Origin of the sequence: Acetobacter pomorum (assembly GCF_002738225.1) — a bacterium.
GTDB lineage: Bacteria > Pseudomonadota > Alphaproteobacteria > Acetobacterales > Acetobacteraceae > Acetobacter > Acetobacter pomorum.
Genome location: NZ_PEBQ01000014.1, coordinates 1 through 13603, shown reverse-complemented (window position 1 = coordinate 13603; position 13603 = coordinate 1). Strand labels below are relative to the sequence as shown.

Genomic DNA, 13603 nt, shown 5'->3' with positions numbered 1-13603 from the left:
CGCAAAAAACGGATCAGGGCAGGATTTCGGTTTCCGCAAAGAAGAAGCGGATTTCGTTCGCTGCGTTTTCTGCGCTGTCAGAACCATGCACGGAGTTTGCTTCAATGCTTTCAGCAAACTGAGCACGAATGGTGTTGGGTTCTGCCTTTTTGGGGTCTGTTGCACCCATCACTTCGCGGTTCTTGGCAACTGCGTTGTCACCTTCAAGCACCTGCACCACAACCGGACCAGAGATCATGAAGGACACCAGATCGTTATAGAAAGGGCGTTCTTTGTGCACTTCGTAGAAAGCACCAGCCTGAGCCGGGGTCAGCTGGATGCGCTTCTGTGCAACAATGCGCAGCCCTGCATCTTCAAACACGGCATTGATCTTGCCCGTCAGGTTGCGGCGGGTTGCATCCGGCTTAATAATAGACAGCGTACGTTCTTTAGCCATTGGGTTTCTCCTTTTTTCTGGCATACCAACACCATAAGGGTGGCAGCCGTAGCGCTCCATCTAGAGCATATCGGCGCGGGCTGGTAGGTACCATGCCGGATGTAATGCACGATTCATAAAGAAACGAGAGTTGCGTTGAGCCTTCTTGTCATATCCGATCTTACCCTGCGTATGGCAGGCCGCACCCTTCTGGACCAGGCCAACCTGTCTATAGAGCCTGGCCGCAAGGTCGGCCTTATCGGGCGCAATGGGGCTGGAAAATCCACCCTTCTGGCAGCCATTGCAGGTGATATTTCCCCCGATGGCGGTGAAATTCGCCTGTCTGCCCGTGCCCGCATGGCACGCGTAAAACAGGAAGCCCCGGCAGATGATGCATCGCTTCTTGAGACTGTTTTAGCTGGCGATACTGAACGCAGCGCCCTTCTGGCAGAGGCAGAAACGGCGACTGATCCTGTACGTATTACGGAAATACATGAGCGCTTGCGTGCCATACGTGCAGATAGCGCACCCGCGCGCGCAGCCTCTGTTCTGGCTGGGTTAGGGTTTAATGCAGCCGCACAGGCCTGCCCTGTTTCAGACTTTTCCGGCGGTTGGCGCATGCGTGTTTCCCTCGCTACCGCCCTGTTTCTTGAACCGGATTTGCTGCTGCTGGATGAGCCCACCAACCATTTGGATCTGGAAGCCACCCTTTGGCTGGAAGATTGGCTCCGCCGATTCGCAGGGGCCGCGCTGATTGTCAGCCATGACAGAGGGCTGCTCGATTCCTGCGTGGATGCCATTGCGCATCTGGACCACGGCAAGCTCAGCCTGACGCCGGGTGGATACGAAAATTTTGTGCGTATTCGTACAGAACAAGCCTTACAACAGACCCGGCAGGTTGAAAAAATTGCGGCCCAACGGGCACATATGCAGTCCTTTGTAGATCGATTCCGGGCCAAAGCCACCAAAGCCAAGCAGGCACAGGCCCGCCTGAAGGCTTTGGAAAAACTGCCTGTTATCGAATCCGTGGTGGAAGAAACACCCGCGCACTTCTCCTTCCCCGAACCCGAACAACTCCCTCCCCCCATTCTCACCATGAGCCGCGCGAGTGTGGGCTATAATGGCAAGCCAGTGCTCAGCAATCTTTCCCTCCGGCTGGATATGGAAGACCGCATCGCCCTACTTGGTGCCAACGGGAATGGGAAATCGACCTTTGCCAAACTTCTTGCTGGCAGGCTGGAACCTCTGTCTGGCACCGTGGAACGGAATCCACGCCTGAAAATCGGATATTTTGCTCAACACCAGGCAGAGGAACTCCGCCTGAACGAAACACCCATCGATCACATGGCGCGCGCACTCCCCAAAGCAACGCCTCCGGTTGTACGGGCCCAGCTTGCTCGCTTCGGGCTGGATGCCGAACGAGCAGAAACTGCCGTTAAAGACCTTTCAGGCGGAGAAAAAGCACGCCTGCTTCTAGCTTTGGCAACGCGTGATGCTCCCCAGCTCCTACTGTTGGATGAACCCACCAACCATCTGGATCTGGATGCGCGAGATGCGCTTATTCGGGCGCTGGCAGATTATGAAGGCGCTGTGGTGCTGATCAGCCATGACCCTCATCTGGTGGAACTGGTAGCAGACAGGTTGTGGTTGGTAGGCGATGGCAAAATTACTCCCTTTGAAGGGGATATGGCGGAATATCGTGCATGGTTGATCGAACATAACCGTGCGGCAAACCGCCCTAAACAGGATAATGTAGCCCAACCCAGCCGCAAGGATGACCGGCGTGAACGTGCAGAGGCCCGCAAAGCCTTGGCCCCTTTGCGCAAAATTATCAAAGACGCCGAAGCACGCCTTGCCAAACTGGCTCTGGAACAAGAAAAGATCGAAGAAAGCCTTGCTGACCCCGCCCTGTATGCTGAAGGCAAAACGCAGGAACTCACACGCCTGAACACGCGCCTTGCTGCACTCAAAAAGGAACAGGAAGAGGTAGAAGAACGCTGGCTGGCTGCCGAAGCCGAAATGGAAGAGGCTGCGAATGAAGCCTGACACCTTGATGTGGAAGTGAGGCTTTTTTACCAGCACGCCAGCTTTTTATATCTGAGTTTTAAGAATTTTCTTCTCAGACCATAAGACGCATGGATAAGACTACATCTCAAATACAATAACATCGCCTTTACTGCCCATATCACCAACCTTTTGCCTTTGGGCAGTTTTCCGAGAGACACGTGCGCATGCATTCAGACAACACGTCTTCTTCTGCCATCCCTCTTGCTGGCGGAACGTCTGAAAACAAGCCAGAAAGTGCAGATTGGCTCCAATCCATTTCCAGAATTCTGCGCATGACCTTCAGCGGCGCAATTATTGCGCTGGTGGTCTGGCTGATGGGTGATGTGCTGATGGTGGTATTTGCATCAGTACTGTGTGCTGTAGTGCTGCACGGGTTGTCCAAAATATTGGTGCGCCACCTGCGCCTGCCATATGGGTGGGCCCTAAGCGCCGTAATATGCGGATTGATTGCCAGCGCGGTCTTTCTGGTCTGGAATAGTGGTCCGGCCATGATCAGCGAGGCGCTACGTTTGCAAGATGCGCTGCGCCAACAGGAAACCGCGCTGAGAAACACCCTGCAAAGCACCCCCACGGGCCAGATGATCCTCAATTATCTGCCTGCCTCTTTAGGTGGCCATCAGGCTGGCGGGGGAGATACCAGCAGCCTTGCTTCTCTTGGTTCCCGCATTGCCGGGTCCATGACAGGCATTTTGGGGTCTGCCTTTGGGGCTATTGGCACATTGCTGGTTGTGCTTATTGCCGGATTGTATTTTGCCATGTCTCCTGCTGTTTATGCCAACGGCTTTCTGCGGCTGGTGCCTGTTTCCAAACGCCCCAAAGTGCGTGATCTCCTGCTTAGGGCCGGACAGACGCTTTGGGCATGGGTTGCCGGGCAATCTTTAGACATGCTGGTAGTTGGCACGCTTTCTGGCCTTGGCCTGTGGTTTATTGGCGTACCACTAGCCTTGGCCTTGGGTGTGCTGGCCGGGTTGTGCAATTTTATCCCGTATATTGGCGCCATTATGGGGGCTGTGCCAGCCTTGCTGCTGGCACTTTCCCTCGGCACGCGTGAAACCATTATGGTAGCTGTGCTTTATAGCGTGATCCAGTTTTTAGAGGGTAATGTGCTGGCTCCGGTTATTCAGCGCCATGCCGTGCAAATGCCCCCTGCTCTGACAGTTTTGTCTCAGACACTCTTTGGTGCCATTCTGGGCTTTCCTGGCCTGATTTTTGCCTCCCCACTTACAGCCGTGCTGATGGCCACACTGGATGAGCTAACCCCAAAACTGGATGAAAAGGACCAAGTGTGAATGCAAGTCGTGACATGAATGTATGTTTATCGTAAGACTTTGGTAATACGCCTCTGGATAACTTGTTAAGGTCTTGATCATGCGCGTTCTTCTTGTTGAAGACGATCAAACTGTTAGCAATTTTATTGCTAAAGGGTTAACGGAAGCTGGTCATCTGGTTGAGCAGGCCGAGGACGGCAAAAACGGGTTATCTCTTGCACAGCATGAGAAGTTTGATGTGATTATTCTCGATCGCATGCTACCGGGCGGCGTAGAGGGTATTCATATCCTTGAAACATTGCGGAAACAAAATAATTCCACCCCCGTACTTCTTCTCTCAGCCTTGGCTGATATCAATGAAAAAGTGGCCGGACTGAAAGCCGGAGGGGATGACTATGTTACAAAACCCTTCTCATTTTCCGAACTTCAGGCACGTCTGGAAGCCTTGGTACGCCGCAATAGAAACGAGGCACAACCCCAGACACGCCTTAATATTGGAGATCTGGAAATAGACCTACTCTCCCGCAATGTCAGGCGTGCTGGCCAAAAAATTGAATTACAACCGAGAGAATTCCGCCTGCTCGAATTTCTGATGCGTCATGCAGGCCAGGTTGTTACCCGCACCATGCTGCTTGAAGGCGTGTGGGATTATCATTTTGACCCACAAACAAACGTCATTGATGTGCATATTTCCCGCCTGCGCCAGAAAATAGACAAACCATTTCAGCACGCGCTCGTTCATACCATTCGTAATGCAGGATATATGCTGCAAGAATGAACGCACCCACGACCCGATTGAACCACGCAGTTTGGGGTGGATAATTCATCCAATGTTTCAGGATATTATCCATGCCATTAACAAAGCAACTTCTGCTCTTACACAGGGCGATCTTTCCTACCGTATCTCACTTGGTAGCAGTAAGAGTGAATTAGATGATGTTGCCGCTGCCATTAACACCATGCTTGAGCGTATTACTCACCTCATGGAAAAAACGCGGCAGGCCTCCAACACTATTGCCCACGATCTACGCCGCCCCATTACATATGCCCGCTTTCAGTTAGAAGATGCTGCCTTACACGCCCATTCTGAGGAGGACCTGCGCACAGCTATTGCGCAGGCCATCAAACATCTTGACCACATTACCAGCATTTGTGGGGCATTATTACGCATTGCAGATATAGAAGCAGGAATGTGCCGCGCGGCCTTTACATGGTTTGATCTGGCACTTGCGCTACAGGATGTTTTGGAACTTTACACCGTTGTTGCGGAAAACCGTGGACTTATTATCAAAGCCACTTTTCCTGAACATCTTCCATTTTATGGTGACCGCACCATGATCCAGCAAGCCCTTGCCAATGTGCTGGACAATGCCATTAAATTTTCTCCGTGTGCTGGTATCATTACCTGCACAGCTCATTTCCTTCCGCCCCTGCCAACTGCAGAAAATAATGGCTCAATAGAACTAAAAATAACTGACCAGGGCATTGGCATGACACCTGAAGAGATGGCCCATGCTACGGAACGTTTTTTTCGAGCAGAGCAAGCACGTCATGCTCCCGGTTTTGGGCTTGGGCTTTCTATTGTACAAGCCATTGTGCAACTTCACGGAGGCCAACTTCATCTGGCCGACAATACTCCGGGGTTGATCGTGCGTATTGATATCCCGCTTCCTTTCCCCGGCAAGTCGGCAACACTGTAAAATCTTATCCATCTCATTTTCATGAGAGGCCATTTAATTCTGTGGCTCAAGCAATTATTGCCTCTCTGCCTTGAACTTGCCCAACTGATAGATTCTTATCGCCTCAGCAAATATTCATCTGTTGAAGCATGCACGCCTATGTTGTTCATCTTCCACAGGCTCTTCTGGTTTTTAAAGGAAATACATTCCCATGCGTTTTTATTCCCGTGCTTTTTTGTTGCTACTTTCTGCAAGTTCCTGCGCATTTATGGGCACGCTTTCTACCGCTCATGCCGAAGAAACAAACACTTTTACAAGGCTTGAACTTTCAGCTTCTGGCACAACAGAGGCCGCGCCAGATCAGCTTATCGCCACATTTCGGGCAGAAGCACGTAACAAAAATGCAGCAACGGCCCAGCAGGCCGTCAATGCCTTGGTACAGAAAATGACTGAACTGACCGGAAAAAATGATGCCATTCAGTTAGCAGTCACAGGGTATGATGTTTCTGAAACTCACCCAGACAAAGAAACTGCGTTCTGGACAGCCACACAGCAACTGACTTTGAAAGCGCAAAACGGCAATGCGCTTCTTCCCTTAGCCGGGCAATTTCAGGCCAACGGCCTTATTCTGGAAAGACTGGATTGGTCTATTTCCGATGATAAACGGCAGGCACTTTTTCTGGATGCTGAAAAAGATGCCATTGCCGACCTGAAAAAGCAGGCAGATACCGTAGCGGCTTCCCTAGGGTTGCATGTTGTGCGCTTTGCCAATGTCACCATATCTGAAAACCCAATTCTGCGCCCAATGCCGGTTATGATGGCCATGGCACGCAGTGCAGATGCCGTGGCGCCTTCCAGCACGGCACAAACGCAGCATGTACGTGCCAACGCGCATGCCTCTCTTTTACTGGCACCATAAAACAGAAACCCCCTGCTTTCTCATCAGAAAGCAGGGGGTTTTCATCTACCAGACTAAAACCACGGTTTAGCGCGGCGCCAGCACCATAATCATCTGGCGGTTTTCAAGGCGAGGCATCTGCTCCACCTTAGCAACCTCATCCATTTCGGCACGGATACGTTCCAGAACCTTGATACCCAGCTCTTGGTGCGCCATTTCACGGCCACGGAAACGCAACGTAACCTTGACCTTGTCACCTTCACCAATAAAGGTTTTTACAGCGCGCATTTTAACCTGGTAGTCATTTTCGTCGATATTCGGACGAACCTTGACTTCCTTGATCTCAATGACTTTCTGCTTTTTCTTGGCTTCGTTGCGCTTTTTCTGCTGTTCGTATTTGAACTTGCCGTAATCAAGAATCTTCGCAACTGGCGGCTCGGCATTCGGGCTTATTTCAAGAAGATCCAACCCGACGCTATACGCTTTTGCCAAGGCATCGCGCACGGTCATGATACCAGCCATTTCGCCATTTTCATCAATCAGGCGAACTTGTGGCACACGGATTTCTTCATTCACTCGCGGCCCTTCACGGCTGGGCGGCGCGGGATACGGTGATCTGGCTATGGTCGGCTCCTGTAGTACATTTCAAAAATCTGCAAAGGCACCTTCTCAGGTGCTTTGACCTGTAATGAGTATGTGCGCAATTATCCGCGCTTTATCAAGCAGGGCAAGCACAAAAACATCCTCATTGCTGCCCTGCTGCAAAAAGAAAACGACGCTTTAGCCCTTTTTGCGCAAATCCGGCGGTGTTGCCTCGTTTTTCAGGCGTGTAACAGCCTCTTCCAAGCTCAGAGACTCCTGCGCCTGTGTGCCAAGGCGGCGCATGGCAACAGTACGTTCTTCTGCCTCACGCCGGCCAACCACCAGAATAACGGGAACACGCGCAACACTGTGTTCGCGCACTTTGGCGTTGATTTTGTCATTCCGCACATCGGCTTCCACCGCCAACCCGGCTTCACGCAGGGCTGCGGCCACTTCTTCCGCATAGGGCGCAGCATCACTTACAATTGATGCCACCACCACTTGTACAGGTGCCAACCAGAGCGGGAAGCGCCCTGCATGCTGTTCGATCAAAATACCAAGGAATCGCTCGAAAGAGCCCAGAATGGCGCGATGCAGCATTACCGGACGATGCTTGCCCGAATCTTCACCAATATAGCTGGCATCGAGTCGTTCTGGCAGGACCAGATCAACCTGCAAGGTGCCACACTGCCAATCACGCCCAATGGCATCACGCAGCACAAACTCCAGTTTAGGGCCGTAGAATGCACCTTCACCGGGGTTATGTTCGTATTCCACCCCTGCCACAGCGCAGGCTTCTTTCAGGGCGTTTTCAGCCTTGTCCCACACTGCATCGCTGCCTGCACGCTGTTCTGGCCGGTCAGCAAATTTTACACGCACATGCTCAAAGCCCAGATCCTGATACACAGCATGCAGCATTTTCACGAAACGCACAGTTTCATCTGCAATCTGGTCTTCCGTGCAGAAAATATGCGCATCATCCTGCGTAAAGCCGCGCACACGCATCAGACCATGCAATGCACCAGAGGGTTCATACCGATGGCATGCGCCAAATTCTGCCATCCGCAACGGCAATTCACGATAGGAACGCAGGCCATGGCGGAAAATCTGCACGTGGCACGGGCAGTTCATGGGCTTGAGTGCGAGTGTTTTGTTCTCGTCCTCCACCGTCGCGATAAACATGTGATGGCGGTATTTGTCCCAGTGGCCAGAAGCTTCCCATAATGCACGATCAACAAGCTGCGGCGTGCGCACTTCCTGATAACCATGACGTGTCTGGGCACGGCGCATATAGTCCTGCAAGGCTGTATAAAGCCGCCAGCCTTTGGCATGCCAGAACACCTGGCCCACGGCCTCTTCCTGAAAATGGAACAGGCCCATTTCCTTGCCAATGCGCCGATGGTCCCGCTTTTCTGCCTCTTCCAGTTGATGCAGATGAGCGTCCAATTCCTTCTTATCACGCCATGCGGTGCCATACACACGGGTCAGCATGGGGTTACGATGATCCCCCCGCCAGTATGCGCCTGCCACTTTCATCAACTTGAAGGCATTCCCCACATCCTTGGTTGTGCGCAGATGTGGACCACGGCAGAGATCCAGCCATTCACCCTGCCGATAGATGGAAATTTCTTCATCTTCCGGCAGATCACGAATCAGCTCGGCTTTGAACTTTTCACCACGATCTTCAAAAAAGCGGATTGCATCATCCCGCTTCCAGACCTCGCGCACAAAAGGCTCAGCCTTGGCAACAATTTCATGCATCTTGGCTTCGATCGCCGCGAAATCTTCTGGGGAGAACGGTTCAGAACGATAAAAATCGTAATAGAATCCGTTTTCAATGGATGGGCCGATTGTCACCTGTGTTTCGGGGTACAGGGCTTGCACGGCTTCAGCCAGCACATGGGCGGCATCATGCCGGATAAGTTCCAGAGATTCCGGGTCTTTACGCGTGATAAACCGAAGAGCTGCATCTTTATGGATGGTTTGGCGAATATCGCACAGCTTGCCATCCACTTCCATGGCCAGTGCAGCTTTGGCAAGACCGGGGCCGATAGCTTCCGCCACCGTCGTGCCTGTTACCGGCCCGTCAAAACTACGAACAGAACCGTCAGGCAAGGTAATGGCGGGCATGGTCAAAGGCTCCAGAAAAGAAAATCAGACAATAATAGAAAGATGCTTAATGACGCCACCAGAGCGCGGCTGCAACCCTTTGCACACAAAGCAATGCAAGATCACGCACACGCAACACGCGCACCTGCCCTGCCCGCCACCCTAAAGGGGCTGTAAGGCCAGGGTTGCTATCGGCAGAAAACAACACAACGCACTTGCACCCCATAACAGCAGCCAGATGCATAGGGCCTGTATCATTCCCTACGGCGCATTGTGCTCGTGCTGCCACCCCGGCAAGTTCTGGCAGAGTGGTCTTGCCCATCAAGTTCAGGGCTTGTGGGCAGTACTTCAAAATATCCTGCGCCAAGGGCTGTTCTGTTTCATGCCCTACCAATACAGGGCGCACACCCCGGCGGAAAATTTCTGCAGCCAGTTCACCATACCGTCTGGCGGGCCAACGCTTGGCCGGACGATGCTGCGCCGCACCCGGAACAATCAGTATGTAGGGGAAATCAAACTCCGGCCCTTTATCACGTAACCAGGAAATATCTGGCTGTGGCACATCCACAATGCCTGCCATACGCAATTGGTCACGCTGGCGCGCACGTGTGTGCATTTCATCCCGCCACGGGTTCAGATGTGTCAGGCTCCCTTTTCCCACATGTCCGCACCATGTGGCAGGCCGACCGGCAAGTAGAAAATAGCGTGCCGTCCGGGCCGATGTCTGTAAATCATAAACCCGATCATACCCGCGCAACATCTGGCGCAATGCGCGTATCTGCCGCACATCCGTCCAACGTGGGCGTGTATCCGTAAGAACCTCATCAAACCAAGGGCAAAGCCGCGCCAGCTCAATAAATGGCGTGGTTGTTAACAAGGTTATATGTGCAGCAGGATACGCCTGCCTGATGGCCTGAAACGGGCCAAAACTTTGCACAAAATCCCCCAACGCCCCCAAGCGAATAACCAGAACGCGCTGTATTCCAGCTTTTTGCACTTTTTGTGAACCGAGCAAGACGCTCATGGCGCATCCGGGTCTGCGGCCATAACGGCCAAGTCCTGCCGGGCCAGATCGGCTTCATGACTATCTGGGGCCAGATCAAGCACATGCTGCCAGTCTGCCTGTGCGCCAGTAGCATCGCCCTTACGTTCACGCACAATGCCACGCTCCAGCAAGGCAGCAGGATTTTCTGGATCTATTTCCAACGCATGCGCCACATGTGCCGCTGCGGCATCAAGCTGGCCTGTGCGCCGTTCAGCCGAAGCCAGCAGAACATACGCCTCCGCCCCGATATCTGGTTTTTTAGCTATCAGTGCAGAAAGTTCCTTCACCACAACATCAGCCTGATCCTGCGCCAGCAAGGCACGGGCACGTAACAGATGCAGGCGCACATCATCTTCAAACGTCAGCCCGTAATCTACGCTATGCAATGCTTTTTCGGGCTGACCAGCAGAAAGCCACGCATCTGCAGCATCTTCCTCCAATCCAGCACGAAAACTGGAAGGCGCACGTTCTGCATGCTCTATGGGTTGGTGGGCGAGATCATCCAGTTCTTCTGCAGCACTTTCTTCATCTCCGGCTTCCAGCAAGGCCAAGGCATGACAGTGCCGGGCTTCCTGCCCTCCGTTGCCGTGATGCTCCCAGTCCAGCGCATAATCTCTTGCGCCAAATGGATCATCCCCCACCATTGCCATGCACGCTTCTACCGACCATTTCTGCCCTCCTGCCGGCCCGGATGAGGCCGAAGCATGACCACGCACACTGGCCGCCATAACAGGGGCAGAAACAAGTAGCGCCGTGCCTGCAACCACGCAGGGAAGATGCCGCCGGGTAGGCACAAAAGAAAACTTCATCCTGCCTCCATAACAAACGGACTCATTCACGCACAGGCCGGAAACCTGAAAAGGAAGAACAGTTCTATTCTACTGTCTTATGGCACAAAATGTACAAATTGTGATAACACCCTGTTCATGAGCAGTTTTCTGGCCTCTGCCTCCATTCTGCAAATCCTGCCCGCTCTGGAGCAGGGCGGCGTGGAAAGAGGCACCATAGAAATGGCGCAAGCCATTACACAAGCAGGGGGCAAGGCACTTGTCATCAGTGCTGGTGGGCGTATGGAACCCCTGCTGCGGCATAGTGGGGCAGAGCATATCACCCTCCCTGACTGCGGCAGCCGCAACCCACTGAAAATTGCTAAAAACAGCCGTTTCCTCAGCAACATTATTCGCCAATACAATGTGCAGCTTGTGCATGCCCGCTCCCGCGCTCCGGCGTGGGTGGCCAAAACAGCATGCAAACGCACACAAACACCGTTTGTAACAACCTGGCATGGCGTGCATGCCAACAGCTTTCCGGGCAAACGGCAATATAATGCCGTTCTGGCATCTGGCGACCGGGTTATTGCCATTAGTAACCATATCGCCCAACGGCTTTCTGAAGAATATCATGTCGGGCCAGACCGGCTGCGTATTATCCCGCGGGGCGCAGATACGGATCAGTTTTCCCCACAGGTTGTTTCTGGCCAACGCGTGCATCGTCTGGTGGAAGCTTGGGCATTACCCGCTGATGCGCCCGTTATTCTCATGCCTGGCAGGTTGACCGCATGGAAAGGGCAAAGCCTTGTGCTCGATGCGCTGGCAGAACTGCTGGCACACCTGCCTGATATGAACTGGCATTGCGTATTTGCCGGGGCATGTGCCCCGGATGATAAATATGCTCAGGAATTAAGCACTAAAGCTGCACAATTGGGGCTGACCGACCATGTGCGTTTTGCTGGCCATTGCGATGATATGCCTGCCGCCATGATGCTTGCCAACATGGTGGTTGTACCCTCCCTCCGCCCGGAACCTTTTGGGCGGGTGGTCGTAGAGGCACAGGCTATGTGCTGCCCGGTTATTGTAGCGCACCATGGTGCCGCGGTGGAAACTGTAACCAGCGGCCAGACAGGCTTTAGTTTTTCACCCGGAAATGCCAGTGAACTGGCACAGGCCATTCATGATGTACTGGTTGCGCCACCAGATATTCTGGAGACAATTGGGTACGCGGCACGCCAGATGGTGCTGAGCCATTTCAGCACTGCTGCCATGCAGCATGCCACGCTGGCTGTTTATGATGAACTGCTTGGATCTACTCTGGCAGAACGGTTTGCCGAGATTAAAAATGATCCTGCCCTCTTTCAGGAACCAATGCTTGCAGGATAAGGAAGGGGGACTCTTATTCTCCTGACCCTGGAAGGAAGCAGGACACAGGCATGACTGCTACTTCTCTTACAAACCCGCCCTCCATTTTTATGCGTCCTCCTCAGCATCTGGCCTTTATGGCAGCCCCGACCGAAACGGCCCGTGATGAGCTTGACCGACTGGTTGCCCGTTATGGCAACTGTCATCCTGGTGAGGCAGATGTTGTTATCTGCCTTGGTGGTGACGGTTTTATGCTGGAAACCTTGCGTGTTATTCTGGAAGCCGGACTAACAACACCTGTTTATGGCATGAACTGTGGTTCTGTTGGGTTTCTGATGAACCCGACAGACGAGGAAGACCTTCCCTACCGTCTGGCGCATGCTCAGGCTGCCATCATCCACCCTTTACGCATGAAAGCCGTAACCGCACATGGTGAAGCCCATGAAGCGTTGGCCCTGAATGATGTGTATCTGTTCCGCCAGACACGGCAGGCCGCCAAATTACGCATTGATGTGGATAGGCTTGTACGTATTCCCGAACTGATTTGCGATGGCGCTTTATTGGCAACGCCCGCTGGTTCCACTGCCTATAATCTTTCTGCCCACGGGCCGATTGTACCGCTTTCTGGCAATTTGCTGCCGCTTACCCCCATCTGTCCTTTTCGCCCACGCCGCTGGCGGGGGGCGCTTTTACCCTCCTCCGCTCATGTCGGCTTCAGTGTGCTGGAGCACGACAAGCGCCCGGTTGCGGCTGTAGCCGATTCGATCGAAATTCGGGATGTTGTGTCTGTGCAAGCGTGGGAAGACCGTGAATTAGCTGTAACGTTGCTGTTTGACCCTGGGCAAACCCTTTCCGAACGCATTGCGGCAGAACAGTTTTCTGCATGATGCCCCAGTGTGGCCGCTTTCAGGCCCCAAAAGCACGTTGCCTCTGTTCTTCTTCCCCTTTTTCTGGATTAGTCTTCCATTTAATGCAGAACATGTTTCATTTCTCTCACCGCCTCGTCATTGTGTGTGCTGCAAGCTTGCTTGCAACCAGCGCGGTTTCACACGCACAGATTGTCACCAACAGTCAGGCGTTGGACAGCTTGGGCGGTGGTGCGGCACCTGTGGCTTCCCCAACACCTTCTGCGCCACCTGTGGCGCATGAAGCGGCCTCTCGCCGCACAGCAGCACCTGCGCGTACAGAACCGCGCCGCCGTGTGGTGGAAAAGCCCCCAACCTCCACAGTGCAGAAGAACGAAACATCCAGCACTAAAAATACACAACCTGCCCCCGTAACGCCCAAAACGACACCAGTGGCCAAGCCGGCGCCTAAAGCCCCGCCTGTAACGCCACCAGCACCAGCACCAGCACCAGCACCAGCACCAGCACCAGCACCAGCACCAGCACCAGCACCAGCACCA

General features: G+C 53.3%; 13 protein-coding genes. 7 read left to right on the top strand and 6 right to left on the bottom strand.

Annotated elements, in window-relative coordinates:
• Positions 1–13: 13 nt before the first annotated feature.
• Entirely contained in the window at positions 14–436 is a 423-nt protein-coding gene (gene ndk, locus CSR02_RS01500) for a nucleoside-diphosphate kinase (RefSeq protein ID WP_042787791.1), read from the bottom strand.
• Between the two features lie 135 nt (positions 437–571).
• Here ndk and CSR02_RS01495 point away from each other — a divergent pair, with 135 nt between their 5' ends.
• From CSR02_RS01495 to CSR02_RS01475, 5 genes are all read left to right on the top strand, one after another.
• Positions 572–2461 carry an ABC-F family ATP-binding cassette domain-containing protein gene (locus tag CSR02_RS01495; RefSeq protein ID WP_099540330.1) on the top strand — a complete coding sequence of 630 codons (1890 nt, stop codon included), beginning with the start codon at positions 572–574 and terminating at the stop codon, positions 2459–2461.
• A 185-nt stretch (positions 2462–2646) separates the two neighbouring features.
• Positions 2647–3771, top strand: a complete 1125-nt coding sequence (locus CSR02_RS01490; protein WP_099540329.1) for an AI-2E family transporter — start codon at positions 2647–2649, stop codon at positions 3769–3771.
• A 79-nt stretch (positions 3772–3850) separates the two neighbouring features.
• A complete protein-coding gene (locus CSR02_RS01485) occupies positions 3851–4528 on the top strand; it encodes a response regulator transcription factor (RefSeq protein ID WP_042787794.1) in 678 nt (225 codons plus the stop codon).
• A 52-nt stretch (positions 4529–4580) separates the two neighbouring features.
• The gene (locus tag CSR02_RS01480; RefSeq protein WP_099540328.1) at positions 4581–5450 is read left to right on the top strand and encodes a HAMP domain-containing sensor histidine kinase; all 870 of its coding nucleotides are present in this window, start codon (positions 4581–4583) and stop codon (positions 5448–5450) included.
• A gap of 190 nt (positions 5451–5640) precedes the next feature.
• Entirely contained in the window at positions 5641–6348 is a 708-nt protein-coding gene (locus CSR02_RS01475) for an SIMPL domain-containing protein (RefSeq protein ID WP_099540327.1), read from the top strand.
• 66 nt (positions 6349–6414) lie between these two features.
• Here the strand turns inward: CSR02_RS01475 and infC are convergent, their stop codons facing one another.
• From infC to CSR02_RS01455, 4 genes are all read right to left on the bottom strand, one after another.
• Positions 6415–6951 carry a translation initiation factor IF-3 gene (gene infC, locus CSR02_RS01470; RefSeq protein WP_042787796.1) on the bottom strand — a complete coding sequence of 179 codons (537 nt, stop codon included), beginning with the start codon at positions 6949–6951 and terminating at the stop codon, positions 6415–6417.
• Between the two features lie 156 nt (positions 6952–7107).
• Complete coding sequence (thrS, locus tag CSR02_RS01465) at positions 7108–9039, bottom strand: threonine--tRNA ligase (protein ID WP_042787797.1); 1932 nt, start codon at positions 9037–9039, stop codon at positions 7108–7110.
• Between the two features lie 46 nt (positions 9040–9085).
• Complete coding sequence (locus CSR02_RS01460) at positions 9086–10042, bottom strand: glycosyltransferase family 9 protein (protein WP_099540326.1); 957 nt, start codon at positions 10040–10042, stop codon at positions 9086–9088.
• On the bottom strand, positions 10039–10902 hold the full coding sequence (locus CSR02_RS01455) for a tetratricopeptide repeat protein (RefSeq protein WP_099540325.1): 864 nt from the start codon (positions 10900–10902) through the stop codon (positions 10039–10041). The genes CSR02_RS01460 and CSR02_RS01455 overlap by 4 nt, the downstream gene beginning before the upstream one ends.
• Before the next feature lie 87 nt (positions 10903–10989).
• On the opposite strand from CSR02_RS01455, the gene CSR02_RS01450 reads away from it, so the two are divergent.
• Together CSR02_RS01450 and CSR02_RS01445 are read left to right on the top strand one after the other, a co-directional pair.
• Positions 10990–12219, top strand: coding sequence for a glycosyltransferase family 4 protein (locus tag CSR02_RS01450; protein ID WP_099540324.1), 1230 nt, complete (start codon positions 10990–10992; stop codon positions 12217–12219).
• 50 nt (positions 12220–12269) lie between these two features.
• Positions 12270–13085: an NAD kinase gene (locus CSR02_RS01445; protein WP_052013551.1), complete on the top strand. Its 816-nt coding sequence runs from the start codon at positions 12270–12272 to the stop codon at positions 13083–13085.
• Between the two features lie 184 nt (positions 13086–13269).
• On the opposite strand, the gene CSR02_RS16730 is transcribed toward CSR02_RS01445, so the two are convergent.
• On the bottom strand, positions 13270–13603 hold a 334-nt coding region (locus CSR02_RS16730; protein ID WP_208616785.1), incomplete at its 5' end, for a hypothetical protein.

Coding starts and splice junctions, on each gene's coding strand:
- ndk (WP_042787791.1), bottom strand. CDS start 436: ATGGCTAAAGAACGTACGCTGTCTATTATTAAGCCGGATGCAACCCGC.
- CSR02_RS01490 (WP_099540329.1), top strand. CDS start 2,647: ATGCATTCAGACAACACGTCTTCTTCTGCCATCCCTCTTGCTGGCGGA.
- CSR02_RS01485 (WP_042787794.1), top strand. CDS start 3,851: ATGCGCGTTCTTCTTGTTGAAGACGATCAAACTGTTAGCAATTTTATT.
- CSR02_RS01480 (WP_099540328.1), top strand. CDS start 4,581: ATGTTTCAGGATATTATCCATGCCATTAACAAAGCAACTTCTGCTCTT.
- CSR02_RS01475 (WP_099540327.1), top strand. CDS start 5,641: ATGCGTTTTTATTCCCGTGCTTTTTTGTTGCTACTTTCTGCAAGTTCC.
- thrS (WP_042787797.1), bottom strand. CDS start 9,039: ATGCCCGCCATTACCTTGCCTGACGGTTCTGTTCGTAGTTTTGACGGG.
- CSR02_RS01460 (WP_099540326.1), bottom strand. CDS start 10,042: ATGAGCGTCTTGCTCGGTTCACAAAAAGTGCAAAAAGCTGGAATACAG.
- CSR02_RS01450 (WP_099540324.1), top strand. CDS start 10,990: ATGAGCAGTTTTCTGGCCTCTGCCTCCATTCTGCAAATCCTGCCCGCT.
- CSR02_RS01445 (WP_052013551.1), top strand. CDS start 12,270: ATGACTGCTACTTCTCTTACAAACCCGCCCTCCATTTTTATGCGTCCT.